At 52.2% G+C, this 16,368-nt stretch carries 21 protein-coding genes; all 21 read right to left on the reverse strand.

Annotation, left to right across the window (positions count from 1 at the left end):
- Positions 1-12: 12 nt before the first annotated feature.
- The 21 genes from MNO13_RS15880 to csgB all read right to left on the reverse strand — a co-directional run bounded on the left by MNO13_RS15880 (position 13) and on the right by csgB (position 16,273).
- Positions 13-630 (reverse strand): 4'-phosphopantetheinyl transferase superfamily protein, encoded by a 618-nt coding sequence (locus MNO13_RS15880; protein ID WP_064547931.1) that lies wholly within the window; start codon positions 628-630, stop codon positions 13-15.
- Entirely contained in the window at positions 621-1,850 is a 1,230-nt protein-coding gene (locus MNO13_RS15885) for a beta-ketoacyl-ACP synthase (protein ID WP_121813901.1), read from the reverse strand. Before MNO13_RS15885 ends, MNO13_RS15880 begins: the two co-directional genes overlap by 10 nt.
- The gene (locus MNO13_RS15890; RefSeq protein ID WP_064547936.1) at positions 1,847-2,578 is read right to left on the reverse strand and encodes a 3-ketoacyl-ACP reductase FabG2; all 732 of its coding nucleotides are present in this window, start codon (positions 2,576-2,578) and stop codon (positions 1,847-1,849) included. Before MNO13_RS15890 ends, MNO13_RS15885 begins: the two co-directional genes overlap by 4 nt.
- 252 nt (positions 2,579-2,830) lie before the next feature.
- A complete protein-coding gene (locus MNO13_RS15895) occupies positions 2,831-3,289 on the reverse strand; it encodes a hotdog family protein (RefSeq protein ID WP_241938992.1) in 459 nt (152 codons plus the stop codon).
- Positions 3,282-4,454, reverse strand: coding sequence for a beta-ketoacyl-[acyl-carrier-protein] synthase family protein (locus tag MNO13_RS15900; protein WP_232886514.1), 1,173 nt, complete (start codon positions 4,452-4,454; stop codon positions 3,282-3,284). Before MNO13_RS15900 ends, MNO13_RS15895 begins: the two co-directional genes overlap by 8 nt.
- A gap of 2 nt (positions 4,455-4,456) precedes the next feature.
- A complete protein-coding gene (locus tag MNO13_RS15905) occupies positions 4,457-5,032 on the reverse strand; it encodes a DUF3261 domain-containing protein (protein ID WP_232886513.1) in 576 nt (191 codons plus the stop codon).
- Positions 5,032-7,362, reverse strand: a complete 2,331-nt coding sequence (locus MNO13_RS15910) for an MMPL family transporter (protein WP_241938993.1) — start codon at positions 7,360-7,362, stop codon at positions 5,032-5,034. Before MNO13_RS15910 ends, MNO13_RS15905 begins: the two co-directional genes overlap by 1 nt.
- Positions 7,334-7,939, reverse strand: coding sequence for an outer membrane lipoprotein carrier protein LolA (locus MNO13_RS15915; protein ID WP_064547947.1), 606 nt, complete (start codon positions 7,937-7,939; stop codon positions 7,334-7,336). The genes MNO13_RS15910 and MNO13_RS15915 overlap by 29 nt, the downstream gene beginning before the upstream one ends.
- Positions 7,932-8,357 carry an acyl-CoA thioesterase gene (locus tag MNO13_RS15920; RefSeq protein WP_064547949.1) on the reverse strand — a complete coding sequence of 142 codons (426 nt, stop codon included), beginning with the start codon at positions 8,355-8,357 and terminating at the stop codon, positions 7,932-7,934. The genes MNO13_RS15915 and MNO13_RS15920 overlap by 8 nt, the downstream gene beginning before the upstream one ends.
- Complete coding sequence (locus tag MNO13_RS15925) at positions 8,351-10,045, reverse strand: glycosyltransferase family 2 protein (RefSeq protein WP_241938994.1); 1,695 nt, start codon at positions 10,043-10,045, stop codon at positions 8,351-8,353. The genes MNO13_RS15920 and MNO13_RS15925 overlap by 7 nt, the downstream gene beginning before the upstream one ends.
- Positions 10,036-10,386, reverse strand: coding sequence for an ApeI family dehydratase (locus MNO13_RS15930; RefSeq protein WP_133522696.1), 351 nt, complete (start codon positions 10,384-10,386; stop codon positions 10,036-10,038). The genes MNO13_RS15925 and MNO13_RS15930 overlap by 10 nt, the downstream gene beginning before the upstream one ends.
- Positions 10,373-11,695: an AMP-binding protein gene (locus tag MNO13_RS15935; RefSeq protein WP_241938995.1), complete on the reverse strand. Its 1,323-nt coding sequence runs from the start codon at positions 11,693-11,695 to the stop codon at positions 10,373-10,375. The genes MNO13_RS15930 and MNO13_RS15935 overlap by 14 nt, the downstream gene beginning before the upstream one ends.
- Positions 11,688-12,257, reverse strand: coding sequence for a COG4648 family protein (locus tag MNO13_RS15940; protein ID WP_064547958.1), 570 nt, complete (start codon positions 12,255-12,257; stop codon positions 11,688-11,690). Before MNO13_RS15940 ends, MNO13_RS15935 begins: the two co-directional genes overlap by 8 nt.
- 3 nt (positions 12,258-12,260) lie before the next feature.
- A complete protein-coding gene (locus tag MNO13_RS15945) occupies positions 12,261-12,509 on the reverse strand; it encodes an acyl carrier protein (protein ID WP_064547960.1) in 249 nt (82 codons plus the stop codon).
- A gap of 19 nt (positions 12,510-12,528) precedes the next feature.
- Positions 12,529-12,801: a phosphopantetheine-binding protein gene (locus tag MNO13_RS15950; protein ID WP_064547962.1), complete on the reverse strand. Its 273-nt coding sequence runs from the start codon at positions 12,799-12,801 to the stop codon at positions 12,529-12,531.
- A gap of 15 nt (positions 12,802-12,816) precedes the next feature.
- Complete coding sequence (locus MNO13_RS15955; protein ID WP_241938996.1) at positions 12,817-13,587, reverse strand: lysophospholipid acyltransferase family protein; 771 nt, start codon at positions 13,585-13,587, stop codon at positions 12,817-12,819.
- The gene (locus tag MNO13_RS15960) at positions 13,587-14,309 is read right to left on the reverse strand and encodes a beta-ketoacyl synthase chain length factor (protein ID WP_064547967.1); all 723 of its coding nucleotides are present in this window, start codon (positions 14,307-14,309) and stop codon (positions 13,587-13,589) included. The genes MNO13_RS15955 and MNO13_RS15960 overlap by 1 nt, the downstream gene beginning before the upstream one ends.
- A gap of 214 nt (positions 14,310-14,523) precedes the next feature.
- On the reverse strand, positions 14,524-14,649 hold the full coding sequence (locus MNO13_RS24365; protein WP_255424168.1) for a hypothetical protein: 126 nt from the start codon (positions 14,647-14,649) through the stop codon (positions 14,524-14,526).
- 296 nt (positions 14,650-14,945) lie between these two features.
- Positions 14,946-15,275: a curli assembly chaperone CsgC gene (gene csgC, locus MNO13_RS15965; RefSeq protein ID WP_121813911.1), complete on the reverse strand. Its 330-nt coding sequence runs from the start codon at positions 15,273-15,275 to the stop codon at positions 14,946-14,948.
- Between the two features lie 72 nt (positions 15,276-15,347).
- Positions 15,348-15,770 carry a curli major subunit CsgA gene (csgA, locus tag MNO13_RS15970; protein ID WP_064547971.1) on the reverse strand — a complete coding sequence of 141 codons (423 nt, stop codon included), beginning with the start codon at positions 15,768-15,770 and terminating at the stop codon, positions 15,348-15,350.
- Between the two features lie 47 nt (positions 15,771-15,817).
- Complete coding sequence (gene csgB, locus MNO13_RS15975) at positions 15,818-16,273, reverse strand: curli minor subunit CsgB (RefSeq protein ID WP_064547973.1); 456 nt, start codon at positions 16,271-16,273, stop codon at positions 15,818-15,820.
- Positions 16,274-16,368 lie beyond the last annotated feature (95 nt).

Here is a 16,368-nt window from a genome sequence, read left to right on the forward strand (position 1 = left end):
ATCAGGCGTACATCACTTCCTAATAAGAAGTTGAGGAGAGAAATCGTCAGGAAATGGCTGTTCACCGCAACAAGCGATCAGCGACTCGTCCACGGTGACATGCTGCAAAAAGCGGCCTGGCGGGCAAAGTGTGTGTAATGGCAGCTCCAGCTGGCTCATTTGCCAGACAGTCCCGCCTCGCTGTTTAAGCACCGCTTCGTGTGCCGTCCAGATACGCCAGAACTGCACGATTTGCTCAACTTCCGACAGAGATTCCAGCCAGTCACACAAATGCGCGGCAAAACTGTAACGGGCAATCGCCATAAAACGCGACCGTGGGCGGATTTGCTCAACATCACAACCAACTTCCCCACTACCCACCAGCACCGCAACGCGGGTCGCATGGTTACTGATGTTAAATTCGGGGAGCGATGGATGATAAGGTTTACCTTGTGCTGCGCGGGCTAGTTTGGGCAAAGGACCGTCATTGAGCAGCATCGCCAGCAGGATCCTCGCAGCAATCCAGTCTGCGCGACGGTGGCCCACTGGCGCATCCTGTAACAGTTCAGGCGACAGCCAACGCGAAGTGGACGCGTCATTCAATACACACGCCACCTCGCCGAACGCCAGCTGATAATCGTTTACCGCCAACGTCGCATCACCAGTGAAGTGTTAATGCCACCAAAGGCAAAATTATTGCTCTGCACAAATTCAGTCTCGATTTTGCGCGCTTCACCCATGATGTAATCCAGTTCACCACACGCCTCGTCCGGCTGAATCAAATTCAGCGTTTCGGCAAACCAGCCTTCACGCATCATTTCGATACTCATCCAGGCTTCCAGCGCACCACACGCGCCAAGCGTATGACCCAGATAGCTTTTCAGCGAAGAGATTGGCGTATTAGTGCCGAAAATTGCCGCCGTCGCCTGGCTTTCCGCAATGTCACCACGGTCAGTTGCCGTGCCATGCGCATTGACATAGCCAATGTCGCGGGCCTCAAGCCCCGCCGAATACAGACCGCGTTCAATACAAATCTGCATGGTTTCTTTCTGTGGCTGGGTGATATGTGCCGCATCGCAATTGGTATGGAACCCGACGATCTCGGCATAAATGGTGGCACCACGCGCCAGTGCATGATCCAGATCCTCGAGGATCAATGTCCCCGCACCTTCGCCAATCACCAGACCATCACGTTGCTTATCAAACGGTGATGGCGTGCTCTTTGGCTGGTCATTGCGTTGGCTGGTTGCAAACAACGTGTCAAACACCGCCGCTTCCGAAGGACATAACTCCTCAGCACCTCCCGCGACCATGACCGTCTGGTAGCCGTGACGAATAGCTTCCCAGGCATAACCAATTGCCTGGCTGCCTGATGTACACGCACTTGAGGTCGGGATCACTCGGCCACGTAAACCGAAGAACAATCCGGTATTCACCGCAGCGGTATGCGGCATCATCTGGACGTAAGTGGTGCCGGTAATATTACGCGTGTGCTTTTCGGTCAGCATGGTGGCGAATTCACTCACTGGCCCCGTACTGCCGGTGGATGAACCGTAAGCTATCCCCGTTTCACCGCAAGTTAAAATCGGATCGTCGAGTAAACCGGCCTGGGTTAATGCCAGTTCAGTGGCTCGAGTCGCGAGCAAAGAAACGCGTCCCATCGCCCGAATACGCTTACGCGTGTAGTGTTCGGGGAGCGTGAAATTATCTATCGGCGCGCCGAGCATGGTGTTTAGCCCATCGTAGATTTGCCATTCTGGCATGTTGCGCACTGCATTCTGGCCGGACTTCAGCCCCGCAGCCACATCCTGCCAGTTATCGCCAAATGCCGTCACACCGCCCATTCCGGTAACCACCACCCGGCGAATCACAACATGCCTCCGTTGATGGAGATAACCTGGCGTGTGACGTAAGCGGCCACTGGCGACATCAAATAACGTGCAAGCCCAGCCACTTCTTCTGGCTGGCCCATGCGCTGGAGTGGAATCAGGCGCATGGCTTCGTTGAGCGCGGCCGCTTCCATTTCAATCATGCCGGTATCAATCAGACCAGGTGCTATGCAATTCACGGTGATTTTGCGTTTCGCCAGTTCGATTGCCAGCGCTTTTGTGGCACCAATAATGCCCGCTTTTGCGGCACTGTAATTCACTTGCCCACGGTTGCCCATCAGGCCCGAAACCGAAGAGAGCGTGATGATTCGCCCTCCCGCACGCAGGCCAATCATCGGCATCACACACGGCTGAATCACGTTGTAAAAACTATCGAGATTGGTGCGGATTACGCCGTCCCAATCATCATCAGTTAATGCGGGAAATGCGCCGTCACGCGTGATACCAGCGTTGTTAACCACGCCCCAGTAAGCACCGTGAGCTTCGATGTCCGCTTCAATCACACTACGGCATTGCTCGCGGTCTGCGCTATCGAACTGCATGACGCGCCCCGTTCCACCCTGAGCCGTTATTTGCTCGAGCGTTTGTTGTGCGCCCGCTTCGTCGCGATGGTAGTGCACCACCACGGCAAATCCGTCGGCCGCCAGCCCACAGGCAATCGCCTTGCCGATCCCCTTGCTGGCACCGGTTACTAATACCGTCTGTGTCATCTTGCTGCTATCCCATTAAAATACCCGTCATACTTCAAGCTGCCTCTTTGTTGCCTGCGCTCACTCGCCCGAATCACTTACTTATGTAAGCTCATCGGGACTTGTTCTCTTGCCGCCGCGATGCAACTCGAATTATTTTGGGTATGACTCATTATTATAAGTTTCGTAGGGTGGATAAGCGTCAGCGTCATCCACCATTTTCATCCGCGTTGTCGGGTGCGCTGCGCTTGCCCGACCTACAAAAAAACTCCTTTAAAAAAACTTCTCTAATTCATTATTATCAGGCTGATAGGTATTGACCCGCCCGCTCGCCAGTACGTTACCGTCCGCGAGAATTTGTCCTTCAAAACTACCAATTTTTTCATCACGCATTAGTAACGTGACATGACATTCCAACTGCAAACCTTGCGCAAGATACCCGGCTGGGCAGCGCAACCCTCGCCCCCCCAGCAGCATCCCAACACGGCTGGCTTCTTCGCCGTTATTCATGGTGTGCCAGCCAGACCACACCCCTACCGTCTGCGCGATAAGCTCGATGGCAAACCAGCCAGGTAAATTCCCCTGCGCATCAAGAAACGGTGCCAGTACCCCATGGTGGCTGACCGTGACCCGACAATGGGCACTTTCTTGTTCCACCGCCACTACCGACTCCAGCAGGCACATGGGTGCTTCGTGCGGCAAATAGTGGTGCGGGGCAAGAAAATCAGTCATGAGATACTCCAAAAATCAGGCTGGCATTGTTACCGCCAAAAGCAAATGAGTTCGACAACATTATTGGTTTGGTAAATGGCTGGGGTGCGCTGAGTAAACCACAAGGCGCAAGGGTGAGGTCTTGATGCGCATCAGTGAAGTCCTGTGCTGGCAGCCTCAGCCCTTGCGATAACAGTAAATAGCAGAGCACCGCTTCACAGGCTCCAGCCGCACCTAACGTGTGGCCGGTCAGATGTTTTGTCGAGCTGCAAGGAACGCTTTCGCCGAACAGTTGATTCACCACTTTGGCTTCGATTTCGTCATTAAGACGCGTGGCGGTGCCGTGCATATTAATATAGCCAATGTCTTGTGCCGTGAGTTCAGCCTCACGCAGCGCCATTTCTATGGCGTGAATCGCGCCCACGCCTTCCGGATGTGGAGCCGACATATGCCAGGCATCTGACGATTCGCCCACGCCCAGCAGTTGTACTTTGCCCGGTTCTTTGGTCAGCAAAATCAGCGCTCCGGCCTCACCGATAGTGATGCCGGAGCGTGCAGCACTAAAAGGTTTACAGCGCGTGCTGCTCAACGATTCCAGGCTGTTAAAGCCGTTAACCGGCATGCGGCTGAGGGTATCTGCCCCGCCGACAATCGCCGCATCGACCATGCCGGATTCAATCAACCGTTGGCCGGTAATAATGGCACGCGCGCTTGAAGAACAGGCGGTTGAAACCGTCAACGCTGGGCCAAACAGTTGCAGATAATCACTGAGAAAACGCGAGGGATCGCCAAGTTCTTGCTGACCATAACGATAAGACGCAGGCGGTTTGCCCGCACTAGTGCCGCTCACCATACGGTCACCTTCATCCAGCCCGGACGTACTGGTCCCCAGCACTACCGCCACACGTTCGTTGCCGTAACGCACAATCGCTTCATCTACCTGTGGGCGAATTTGCGCCAGTGCCGCCAGCAACAAGCGGTTGTTACGGCTGCGGTATTGCACCATGTCTGGTGGGATTTCCGGTAACTCGCCGGTAACGCGCCCGACCCAACATTCGCCTTGCTGCAACCAACCGTCGGTATCCGGCACCATGCCAGGTGCAGTGTTAGCCTGCAAATTTTCGGCGATTTCGGCAAGGTTATTGCCTAACGCATTGACCATTCCGGCAGCCGTTAAAGTAATCATGATTAGTTTTCCAGGTGCTGAATGCTGATGACATAACCGAAACGATGGTGACGCACGCTGACTGGCTGGCGGTTTCCGTCACGGGTCAGGTAATCGATCGTTTCGATGATTTCACCCTGGTCGTCACGTAATTCACGTCGTGAATCGATATCTTTTAGCGTCCACCCCGCAGGGAGTTGCGGCTGCCAGGCGCTTATCGGCCAGTAGCTCAACATAATATCGGCAAGCACCTGGCTGGCTGGCGGTAATTCCGGCAACGTAATCGACTGCTCGGTTTTAACCCCTGTTTGATCGTAGGTCAGGCGGAATAAACGGATCCCCAATGGTGACAACCCTGCCAGCATCACTTTTTGCTGGTCGGCATTCAGCAGCACCATCAGCGACTGCGTTTTACCTTTGACCTGGGCGCTCAGCAACTGTTGTTCGGTGATTGACGGCGAAATCCCCGGCGCGGGTAGCGTCACCAGGGTGCCCGGTTTTAACCAGGCTTGCGGACGGGAGTTATCAGGTTTTGGCGTGCTGCACGCGCTGAGTAAAAATGAGCCCAACAGTAAGGCCAATATCGGTAATTTTTTCATTATTCTCTCTTTCCCTTTCCCTGGGTGGATGGGGGTAAGGCTAATGGTGCGGTTAAAAATGCGCAGAAGATCCCGCAGCTCAACACAATACCGAAACTGGCGATGGCTTGTGTCTGGCTAAAGACCAGCATTCCTAAGGTGAAAAGTGTGGTCAGCAAGGCCACGCTGATGGCGAGCAACGACGTAAGCGCAGTCCCACGCGGATTACTAAAGAACAGGGTGTAATTGATACCGATGCCCAGTACCAGCACCAACGCCAGCAACGAAAACAGATTCAGTGCGTGGCCGCTAAACGCCAGAGCAGCAAGGCCACCGCCGAGTGATAACAGCGAAGGCACCACACTCAGCAGGCCACGTTTTACGCCGAGACGCAGCACATAACTCAACGCAATCGCGGCCACTGCGGCAACCAACAGCCCCGCTAATAAACTGCGGAAATGGCTGAACAATTCATTGAACATCACTTTTCTGTCAACCCAACTGACGCCCGGCAGTTTTGCCGCCAACCCCGCCAGTGCCGCGCTATCACGAACCCCACTGACCGGCACCAGCGCGCCACTTTTACCGTCCAGCAATGTGAGCCACAACAAGCGCCAGCCACTGCTAATAACACTTTTTTGCCAGAGTTCGGGCGTCACCGCCATTTGTTGCAGATTGGGCGCACTGACGGTAATCCCACTTTCGGCGAGGCGTTTTTGTAAAACCGGCGCGGCTTCGCGCAGCAATCGCAAATCCGCCTGTTGCTGTTCAAGCGAGGCGAGCGGGATCAGTCGATAACTGTCGATAAGTTTATTCTTTTGCGCGCTTGCCAGGACTGGGGCCAGCTTTTCGAGGCGCTGCAAGGTTTGTTCGGCTGTCTCGCCGTAAACCACAAACCATTTTTGATCCATGCCCTGCCCGGTCAGCGCGGTAATCGCCTGTTCTTCACGCACCAGATCCTGCGGCAACGCCTGGAAGCTGGCAATGTCATCGTTAATTTTTAATGAAACTATTCCGGCGAGACTAATAAACAGCAACGCCAGTGGTATGCCAAAACGCACCGCTTTATTGTTTTGCCACGCATTCAACCAACCGTTAAGCAACCTGCTACAAGGCACCGGTCTGACGGGTAAACCGCGCACCGCAAACGGATACCAGCACACCACCGTCAGACAAGAGGCGATTAACCCACTGGCGGCGAACACTGCAAGCTGACGAATGCCAGGGAATGGCGCGAGGATCATAATGAGATAAGCGATCGCCGTCGTCGCCAGCGCCAGCAATAGCGCGGGAAGCACTTTGCGTAAACTGGCGCTCGGCGAATTTTGCGCGCCATGCACCATACGTTCTGTCAGGTAATAGAGCGTGTAATCTGCCGAAACACCAACGATGCTCATGCTCATCACCAACGTCATCAGGTGCAATTCGCCAAAGCAGAGCAGCGTAATTGCCGTACCCGCCAGCGCACCAATGGCAACTGACGTGGCGCATAACAGTAATGGGCGCAGCGAACGAAACACCAGTAACACCAGCAGCAGTACGCCAATCACCGTTGCCAGACCCAGCGTTGAAACATCATGCTTAGCCTGCTGGCTGGCGTAATCACTGTAGAATAAGGTGCCGCGCGACATCACCTGTGCATCCGGGAATTGTGATTTCAGCTTTTGTTGTAAAGCCCGCAGTTGTTCAACTGCCACACGCCCTTGCTGCATATCAAACGAGGAACCTTTAAGTTCGCCATGCAGCAAATACCAGTAGCGCCCTTGTTTATCACGCGCCACCAGCCAGCCGTTTTGCAGGCGCATTTGGCTGGCAGTTTGTTGCAGCGCCAGTTGCGAACCGCGCACCAGCATCAGCGGATCGTTAGTCAGCTCTTTACCGCTAACGCCTGAAAACGCCGAGTAAAGTTGCGATAACACCCACTGCGCCTGCGCTTCACCGCCATTTTGCAAACGGCCGCGGGTCTGGTTATCCAGCAGGCCATTGCGGTTTTCGAAGTAGAATTTCCCCCACTCCTGCTGGCTTTTAGCCTCCATCGGCCCCTGCACATTTTGCAGGAACGGTTGCTGTTGCAGTTGTGTTTGCCACCACTGCGCAGCAGCGGCATCCGGTTGGTTACCGGGGCTGACCATCCACATCATCTGTTTGTCCAGACGTTGCAGAAAACCGTTCTCAATTTGCGGCGGGACTTTCCCAAGGCTGCTGGCAGGCAGCAGCGACAATACGCTGCTGTCGAGCCGCGCCCTGGGGAGCAAGAGTGCAAGCAACACCACCAGCAAGCTGACTACCGCCAGCCAGCCCCACGCCAGGCGACGATACACGTCAGAAAGCGAAGCGCTGCTGCTCTTCATTCGTGAGTTTTCGCGGTTCTGGTCGGTGGTTACTAAAGATGATTTCAGTGAAATCGCCCTGCAAATCGTTCAACGCAATGCGCTTCAGATACTTATCGCCCTGCAAAGTAATGGTGCTAAACAGCTTATCGAGCGGCGTTGTTGTCGGCGTTAATACCAGCTGCCATTGGCCTTTGCCCTGGTCGGTAAAGACGCTGGAAAAGTTCTCATCGAGCACTTTGCGGTCAGCCTGGAATAGCGCACGCAACAAATGGTTGAACTGGAACATTTGCGGGTTGCTGTCAGCGGTGATGATTTGCGGTGGCTGAGTGCCCATCTTTTGTGCCATATGGCTGTCATCCAGCACCAGCGTCATCGGGAAAGGATGCTGTTGTTGCCACCACAAGCCTTTGCTTTTGGCGATCAACACTTCACCGCTGGAATGGAGCGGTTGCGCCATGCCGCTAATTTGCCGTTCTTGTTGGAATTTAGCCCGAACCACCGGCTGCGAGGCAAAACTGCGCTGCACATCATCAAGTGTGATGGCGCTCGCCGTAAAGCTGATAAGCAGCAAGGCCATTAAAAAAATCTTATTCATGACTCAAACCCATACGTTCAAAAAGTACTGGAGGGGAAACAAAACACAGCTCTCCGCTGGTTGCCGAAACAGCAACCTGAATGGTGTAACCCGTGGTGGTGCGTTTGCCACTTTGCGCATCGACAATTTCATAGCCGATTTTCAGACGGTTTTCGTATTCCAGTACCGTAGCGCGGACCAAAATCTGTTGTTCAAATTTCACCACATCACGGTATTTGACGCGGGTGTCGACCACTGGCCAAACGTAACCGGACTCTTGCATCGCCCGATAGCCATAAGAAAATTGGCCAAGCAACGCCTCACGCGCCACTTCAAAGTAACGGAAATAGTTACCGTGCCACACCACACCCATTGCATCGACATCATGGAATGGGACTTTGATGCTGATCTCCACAGAGAAACGTGGGTCATTTAACATCCGGACTCCTTTTCTGGCGGTAACTGCCAGAAATCATAAAAATTAAACCAGTCTAGTGGCGAACGCAGTGCGTAAAATTCCAGGCGCTGCGCGTAGCGATCAATGATGTCTTGTAGAGACTGAGAGCGTGTGGTTCGCGGTAGCAACAGCGGATCGGCAAAGTTTTCGGCGTGAATACGCAACTTGCCCTGCTCACGCAATACCATCATAAGAATGACTGGGCATCGTAATGCGGCAGCCAGGATAAACGGGCCTTGTGGAAATGGCGCGGGGTTGCCCATAAACTGGCTCCAGCAGATGCGCCTTTCCCCGCCGCGCTGCGAGTTCACCGCAATTCGGTCACCCACAATCGCCACCCATTCACCAGCGTCAAGTTTGTCTTGTAATAACATTGCTGTCTGCGGCCCAATATGGCTGACAGGGAGCAAGTTCACCGCCGCCTGTGGGGCAATTTCTTCAATAATCTGACGAAAACGTTGGGCATGGTCAGTAAATACCAGCGCATTAATAATCAGCCCGGCCTCCACTTGCGCCAGCGCGCGGCTGGCCTCGATGTCACCGAGATGAGCGGCAAGGATTAGCTTCCCCTGCCCGGCCTGTGGTTGTAAAACTTCACGGCTGCCTGGTGCAAATTCAATGTCACGTCCCCAGACAATATCACCCCGCCAGGCCGCAATCTTATTGAGCATCGCATCCCCGAAACGTAAGAAATGGCGATAGCTATTTAAACCTTGTGGCAAGGTTATTTGCTGGCTTTCTGCCTGTTGCCTGACGCGTTCCAGCCACTGCTGTGAGGCTTTACGCTGCGCGCTTCCGCTCAGCCACATCCACGCCACCACCGGATAAAGCAAGACGTTGAATGCCCGACGCCCTAAGCGCTGGTAAATGTTGAGCATTAAACGCATTCCCGCCAGCCCTTTACGCTCGGGGATTTGTGCCCAGTGAGCAGCTTTGCGACGGCGCGTGAGCAACGCCGGAATGCGCGGCAACATGCCAAAAAACAACCGAGTGTGCATCCAGGAGATACGCAAGTTATCGTGCAGCGCATCAAAGTGCGACACACCATCCGCTGGATAGATAACCCTGGTGCGCAAAAATCGACTGTCGGTTCCCGCCCAATACAAACGCACCATGATTTCGGTATCGAAATCCATCCGTTTACCCGGACGGTGTTTCTCAATAATCCCGAGCGTGGCCGTCAGCGGATAGACACGAAATCCACACATACTGTCTTTTAATGACAGCGACAATGTTTCAATCCACACCCAGACATGCGTGACATAACGCCCGTAAAGGCGCGATTTTGGTACTGATTCGTCGTATTCCGGCGTGCCGGAAATCAGGCTTTCGGGATGGGCTCGCGCTTCATCTAAAAAACGTGGCACATCTTCTATGCAGTGTTGCCCGTCGGCATCAAGCTGGACTGCGTGGGTATAACCCGCCTGCGCCGCCGCTTCCAGGCCGGTAATCACCGCCTCTCCCTTCCCCTGATTAGTGGGAAGACTGATAAGCGTAACGCCGGTTAATTGTGCCAGTTGCAGTTTGGTGGCTTGTTCACTGCCGTCATCGACAATAATGCAAGGCAGGCCAAACGGTTGCAGGCGTGCCAGCACCGCCGACATCGTCGCGCCGTGGTTAAAACACGGGATCACCACACAGGGGCGAAAAGCCGCAGGTGTTACGGGCATAATTTAATCTTCCCGCTGCTGGCCGGAATGCCGCCATCTTCGGTCAACAAGGTGTAGGAAAAACTCAGCACGTTACGCGTAGCATCCCATTGCAGATTCAGTTCGAGTTCGCTTTGCGGAACAATCGGGCGCTGGAATTTAACGTTATCAATCGCACTAAAGCGCATATCCGGCGCAAGTTCTGCACCGTAGGCCATCACCCAATCGAGTTGCGCGACCCCAGGTAACAGCGGTTGTGTGGGGAAATGCCCGGCAAACCAGCCTAATGTTGGCGGAACCGCAAGCCGCAAACACAGTTTGCCCGCTTCGGGTTGCGCACGCTGTAACTCAACGGGTTTCATCAAATAACTCCTGTAATTGCGCCCACGCGCGCTTGCTCTGGCTATTGAGCGGGATGCGCTCGACGATGCGCCAGTAACGCGGAATGGCGATTGGCTCAAGCCAGGCACTGAGCGCTTCTCGCCACTGTTGCTTGCAGGCTCCTTGCGCCGTGGGGGCCACCACTACGGCACCAAGTGCGATGCGACTCCCTCGAGTGACCGGGACCACAACCGCTTCTTCAACACCTGGCAAAGCTAATAATCGACGCTCAACTTCACTCAGCGAGATACGTTTTTCTTCAATTTTAACCACGCGGTCACGTCTGCCAATTAAACGAAACCGCCCTTGCGAGGTAAATTCCAGAATATCGTCGAGTTGCCCGTGAAGGTGATGAATCAAGGGTGATTCCACGTGCCAGACATCGTCTTGTTGAGTAAACCGCACCGCCGGAAAGGCTTGCCATTCCGGAGCAGTCTGCACATGTTCACGCCATGCCAGAACACCGGTTTCAGTGGTGCCGTAAATTTCTGATACTGGCGTTTTCAGCCAGGCCAGTGCCTGTTGCGCCGTAACATCATCGAGTTTCCCGGCAGCGGAAATCACTCGTTTGAACTGCGGTGCGGCAAGGTTAATATCCAGCCGTTTTAAAAATGCCGGGCTACTGATAAACAGCAATGGATGTGAGGCACGCGCCGCTAATTGTTCCGGGAAGTGAATCATCGCAGCATCTCCCGCCAGGCCAAGCGCCATCGGCAACATCACGCGGAAGGTGAAACCATAAAGGTGCTGATGCGACACCGACCCCACTACGCGACAATCACGCAGGCTATCGCCCCACAGCGCCGCCAGCCAGGCAATTTCCTCATCCAGTGCACGCAGCGTTTTGTAGATTTGTGCCGGTTCCCCCGTCGAACCTGAGGTAAAGAACACCACGCCAGCCTCTTCGGGGACCGGTTCAAACGGCTGGAACGCGGAGTAATTCAGTGTTTGCGGGTTCAGCACCGGGCAACTGAGATTTAGCGGAGTATCACTGAGCACGCCGCAAAAATGTTCTTGCTGCTCACGCAGTTGGGCTTCACGATTATGCCCTGGTAAAACCGGTGTTTTACCCGCGTGCAGCGTCGCTAATAGTGCAGCGATAAAGTCATAACTGTTATCAAAACAGAGTGCCCAGCGCTGGCCGGGCTGGCGCTGTAGCCAGTCATAAATACGCTGCACATCTTTAATTAAATCGCTCTGCGTGAAGCATTGCTGCCCGGCAAACGCCACCACATGCTGCGGATGACGGCTACCATTAAGCCAGAGCGCCAGCGCTAACGGGCTATTCATAGCGACGTTTCACTCGCACTCTGACCAGCCATTCGGCAGCAAATAACATTCCCATGAACAGGTAACTCACCATTCCATTCCATAGAGTCCACCAATGAATGTTGCCCGCAAGGCACGTCCATAGGGCGACACTGCCGTTAAAAATAAAGAACAGGCACCAGACTTGTGTCACACGGCGGGTGTAACGCACGCCCGCAGGCGGCAGATCCCCTTCACGCCAACGCGCCAGGCGCTCGATAAGCGACATCGTCGTAAACAATGATGACCCAAACAAGGTCAGCATCACCGCATTGACGACCACCGGATACCACAGTAGCAGTTGCGCTTCTCGCATCCAGATACTGGCGAGTGATAACACCGCCCCAGCCCACGCAAGACCTTTAAAAGCCCGGCTTAAAGCACCAGTTTTTCCACGTAACACACATAAACGCAGCACAAAACACAGCGCAAGGATCGGCAGCAAAATGTGTAATTTTGGGTATGAGATCGCCAACCAGACGGCAAAGGGCCAACCAATTACGGCTAGCCCCCCCGCTATCGTCAGTGCTTGTTTTGCCCGCACGCTTTACGGCTCGCTATGCAAACGCTCAACCGCGTCTACAACATCCTGTACTGTGCGTACCGATTTAAAATCTTCCGGTTTAATTTTTTTACCGCTGCGCTTTTGTAGATGAACAACCATATCTACAGCATCGATACTATCGAGATCCAAATCTTCGTATAAACGAGATTGCGGAGTGATTTGTTCAGGAGAGAGTTCAAATAACTTAACCAGTAACCCGGTGACTTCCTGATAAATATCTTCTTTCTTCATAACGTACTCGTGGTTTCAATCAGGCGCTGTGCGCAGGGTTTTGACTTTTAATAAATGCGGCGAGATTCGCGACAGAATAAAAATGTTCGCGCATCGCTTCGTTTTCGGCGGATAACACCACACCATAACGTTTTTTAACCGCCAGTCCTAATTCCAGTGCGTCAATGGAATCAAGGCCAAGGCCGTCATTACCAAATAACGCGGCCTCACTTTCAATCTCATCAACGCTTATCTCTTCGAGATTCAAAGTATCGATAATGAGTTGTTTAATATCGGTCTCTAAGGATTCCATATAACCATCCGAGTCTTAACGAGAATCAGGAAGCAGTTCCTGACATAAATATTGGCTAAGACGGCGCGCCGCTAAGCCTGGGGCATCGTCTAAATTGACCATAAAGCTCTGGCTGTCGATCCGCTGTTTGACACTCACGGTAATCATTGGCTTGTGCTGTGGGATCTGATACCAGCGGCTGTGTTTATCGAGATACCGCTGGTCGCAATGAATATGCACTAGCCGCAATTCACATCCGCTGCGCACCGCAATATTAGCCGCACCGCGCTGGATAACCAGCGGTTCCCCTGGGCGTGTGCGTGTGCCTTCCGGGAAAATCAGTATCGCCTCCCCTGCTGCCATACGCTTCTGGCTTTCAGGAAGTAACGTTTCGCCCTGACTGTTAACCAGATAATCGGCTGCACGTATCACGCCTCGAAAACAGGGATTGTTTACCAAACTGGCTTTCACCAGGCAGCCAATATGCGGCGCCTGAGAAGCAATAAATACGTAATCCAGCAACGTCGGATGGTTGGCAACAATCAAACACCCATGATCGTTTGTTAACTGCTCGCAATTTTCGAAGCGATAATCGAACACACCGAGGCCGCGTCCGATGCGTAAAAACAATCGGAAACTGGCGGCAATGCTTCGACGTGCAATCTCACGGCGCTTGCCATTATCACGCACAAATAATAGTAGTAAATTAAACCAAACCAGCGACAGCACCAGGCCACCACTACCAAATAAAACAAATAACCAGCCGGTCATAAGCACCCGCCAGCCCCATTTCAAACGCGCCCACATTAGCAGCGGCTCCAGCACCAGGCGAGGCGTTCACCGGCAACAGTAAAAGTGGGCTGCGAGCTTAACCAGCTGTGCAAAAATGCCAGTCCCTGCGGTAAAAATTGCCCTTCGCTCATTGGACTCGGTGTGGTTTGGCATTGAATTTGCGAACCACTTTCCAATAACAGTGCAACGGAAAATGGCAAATTGACCACGTCACCGGCCAAATGCGGGTGATAAAACTCGGGGATCAAACCATCGAAATCGACCAGCAAAACGCGCTTATACCCGGCATGATGCAGCGATGTGACTTCTATTAATGCCTGGGAAAATGAGTCATAGCCCGCAGAAACAGACGATGACACCAGGGCTTTTTTGGCTGCAATGGTGGTATTACCTACTGACGAGTTGTGTACCGACATCGCAAAATCCGTTGGCGAGAGGCTTTCTTGTTCCGCCAGCGCAGTTAAAATTCGAAAGTTTCTTTCAAGTTCACCATGACGGCTGGCAAAAACCAGCGCATCAACTGACTGTCGGGACAATATTGCCAGTGCACAATCAACGGCAAGACGGCTTCCTGATGACAAACGACGCGCCGTCATCATCGGTAAGTAGCGGCTTTTTGCAAGCGGAGCTGAAATATCAACGGCGCCGGGGGTTTGGCTCCATGCCTGCCACTCCTCAGTTTCAGATAAACCAGGGGCTCGGGCCTGCCAGTCGACAACGTTAAACGCTAACTTCATGCTCGATACCCATATTCATCTAAATCGCCCGACAGATTTTAATCCCGGGACAGTTGCCGACTATCAACTAAGTCTTAATTTTAAGAATTTTCGCTCAAGTTTTGATATTTCGTGCGCTATGGCTTCTCCAGCGGCTGAGAATTGTAACAAAAAAGGCGATTAAATAAATACTTGAGATAAATCCTCTGGCCCGCGGAACAGCAGGCCGTGGATTTTAACGGTAGGTCACTTCCAGAACGGCGAGTTTGCGCTGGGGATCAAGATAATGAATTTGCGTCGTTAGCGGGACGTTGTTATCAGGTTTGTAGTTATTGAGTTGGTTGAATGCGACTGTTCGCACCACTGGTTTTCCGTCTTGTGTGCAGGACAATTTAACGAATTGTTCTCTTTGTGAAAAAGTACAGGGAGCCTCTACTATAGAGCCCCGAAAATGAATCACACCATCGCTGGCATGTGCGTTAAGTAAAGGGACACAGACAGCAAGCATGGACAAAAGCATGAAACATCTTAGGCTTGATATTTTCACGTCAGGAACTCCTCAACCAGGTTATATGAGGGTTATCGGCACCAGGTGACCAGAACTACAGTTAAACCCTGGTATATAGATGAAAGAATTTCTACCTGCCGCGAAATTAATTAAACGCTTCCTGGTGATGCCCACTGTTTTTCAAGATGAATATCTTTTCCATCCGTTATAGTGACAGTAATCGTCACGCTGTCTCCCGGAGAAATATTGAGGCTCAGGCGTGAAAGTTTGGCTGGTTCATTGGCCTTGATAAAAACATGGCTACTCTGGCTGCTATTAGTTTGCCCGCCAGAGCCTGAACGTAATGCCGTCATTTTGAAGGTACATTGGCAATCCTCGGTTAAGGTCGCCACTGGCACAATAGTGTAGATTTCCCCTTGTTGCTGGGTATCAAAGGTAAGTTGATTACTGAGTGCGGCAAGCAATAATAAGGTGTGCATATTTCTTCCCTCTCCCACTATAAAAAGAAAAACAGGGCCAGGGCCCTGTTTTTATATAGTTCAGAAAACCTGTTAGTGCTGCTGAAGGTTAGCGTGGTTGTTGAAGCCAGCTTGAGTCAGCGTAATGGAAGAATCACTAGCAGTTTGATTAACATTTGCTCCATTCAGTCCACCATATTGTTTCACGTCAATAGTGGAATCTTCAGCACTCCATTGAGCGATGGTGGCATTGTTTCCAAAACCATCTTGCAGAAGTGTGATTGTTGAATCGTCAGCACCCTGACCAACATTCGCGCCGTTTGACACGCCATATTGTTTGATATCAACAGTCGAATCTTTGGCATCAGCTTGTAGCGCAGTAACGTTGTTACCCGCACCTTGCTGATACACTTTCATTGTAGAATCTGGACCATGGCTAGGGAATTGTGGGAATACTGCCATTGCGCTACCTGAAACAACCACTGCTGCTAATGCTGCGATTTTGAAAAAGTTCATGGTAAAGCCCCCATCGTATTGAGAATGTAAGTCTAAATGGTCGTGTATTATCGTTGAATAACGCGTACCGCCATTTGAGACTGTTTCTGAACTACAACTGCCGACTTCTGTGTGCCTTGTTGAATAATGCTTGCCTTATTACCCGAGCCTTGCTGAATAATAAGAGCGGCATTACCAAATGACGTTTGCTGTATATCTGCATCATTGCCGTAGCCTGATTGCGCAACATAAGCAAAGTTATAACTCCCTGATTGGTCGACGTTAGCTCTGTTCCCAGACCCAGTCTGAGAGACCAGTGCTACTTGCCGGGTTCCATTTTGGTCAACATTGGCATTATTATTGTTGCCATGTTGCCCAATTATTGCTGCCTGATTTAACGATGCTCTACTTAATTCGTTAATCGCAAAGTTATATTCTGATTTTGCAAGATCTGGATTACTCGCAATAACATAACCAGGCGCACCCAACAATGCTAACATCACTAATAACGATCTGTTTTTCATGTTGTCACCCTGGGCCTGAATACATCTACTAATTGCATCTTAAAACATCACACATTTACTTTTGTTAACGCTAACGATGAAAAGTTATTTCTGCG

This window comes from Buttiauxella ferragutiae (assembly GCF_022637515.1).
Lineage (GTDB): Bacteria > Pseudomonadota > Gammaproteobacteria > Enterobacterales > Enterobacteriaceae > Buttiauxella > Buttiauxella ferragutiae.

Coding starts and splice junctions, on each gene's coding strand:
- MNO13_RS15960 (WP_064547967.1), bottom strand. CDS start 14,309: ATGAAGTTAGCGTTTAACGTTGTCGACTGGCAGGCCCGAGCCCCTGGT.
- MNO13_RS15920 (WP_064547949.1), bottom strand. CDS start 8,357: ATGTTAAATGACCCACGTTTCTCTGTGGAGATCAGCATCAAAGTCCCA.
- MNO13_RS15895 (WP_241938992.1), bottom strand. CDS start 3,289: ATGACTGATTTTCTTGCCCCGCACCACTATTTGCCGCACGAAGCACCC.
- MNO13_RS15910 (WP_241938993.1), bottom strand. CDS start 7,362: ATGAAGAGCAGCAGCGCTTCGCTTTCTGACGTGTATCGTCGCCTGGCG.
- MNO13_RS15900 (WP_232886514.1), bottom strand. CDS start 4,454: ATGATTACTTTAACGGCTGCCGGAATGGTCAATGCGTTAGGCAATAAC.
- MNO13_RS15945 (WP_064547960.1), bottom strand. CDS start 12,509: ATGAAGAAAGAAGATATTTATCAGGAAGTCACCGGGTTACTGGTTAAG.
- csgB (WP_064547973.1), bottom strand. CDS start 16,273: ATGAAAAACAGATCGTTATTAGTGATGTTAGCATTGTTGGGTGCGCCT.
- MNO13_RS15925 (WP_241938994.1), bottom strand. CDS start 10,045: ATGCCCGTAACACCTGCGGCTTTTCGCCCCTGTGTGGTGATCCCGTGT.
- MNO13_RS15930 (WP_133522696.1), bottom strand. CDS start 10,386: ATGAAACCCGTTGAGTTACAGCGTGCGCAACCCGAAGCGGGCAAACTG.
- csgA (WP_064547971.1), bottom strand. CDS start 15,770: ATGAACTTTTTCAAAATCGCAGCATTAGCAGCAGTGGTTGTTTCAGGT.
- MNO13_RS15915 (WP_064547947.1), bottom strand. CDS start 7,939: ATGAATAAGATTTTTTTAATGGCCTTGCTGCTTATCAGCTTTACGGCG.
- csgC (WP_121813911.1), bottom strand. CDS start 15,275: ATGCACACCTTATTATTGCTTGCCGCACTCAGTAATCAACTTACCTTT.
- MNO13_RS15955 (WP_241938996.1), bottom strand. CDS start 13,587: ATGTGGGCGCGTTTGAAATGGGGCTGGCGGGTGCTTATGACCGGCTGG.
- MNO13_RS15890 (WP_064547936.1), bottom strand. CDS start 2,578: ATGACACAGACGGTATTAGTAACCGGTGCCAGCAAGGGGATCGGCAAG.
- MNO13_RS15905 (WP_232886513.1), bottom strand. CDS start 5,032: ATGAAAAAATTACCGATATTGGCCTTACTGTTGGGCTCATTTTTACTC.
- MNO13_RS15935 (WP_241938995.1), bottom strand. CDS start 11,695: ATGAATAGCCCGTTAGCGCTGGCGCTCTGGCTTAATGGTAGCCGTCAT.
- MNO13_RS15950 (WP_064547962.1), bottom strand. CDS start 12,801: ATGGAATCCTTAGAGACCGATATTAAACAACTCATTATCGATACTTTG.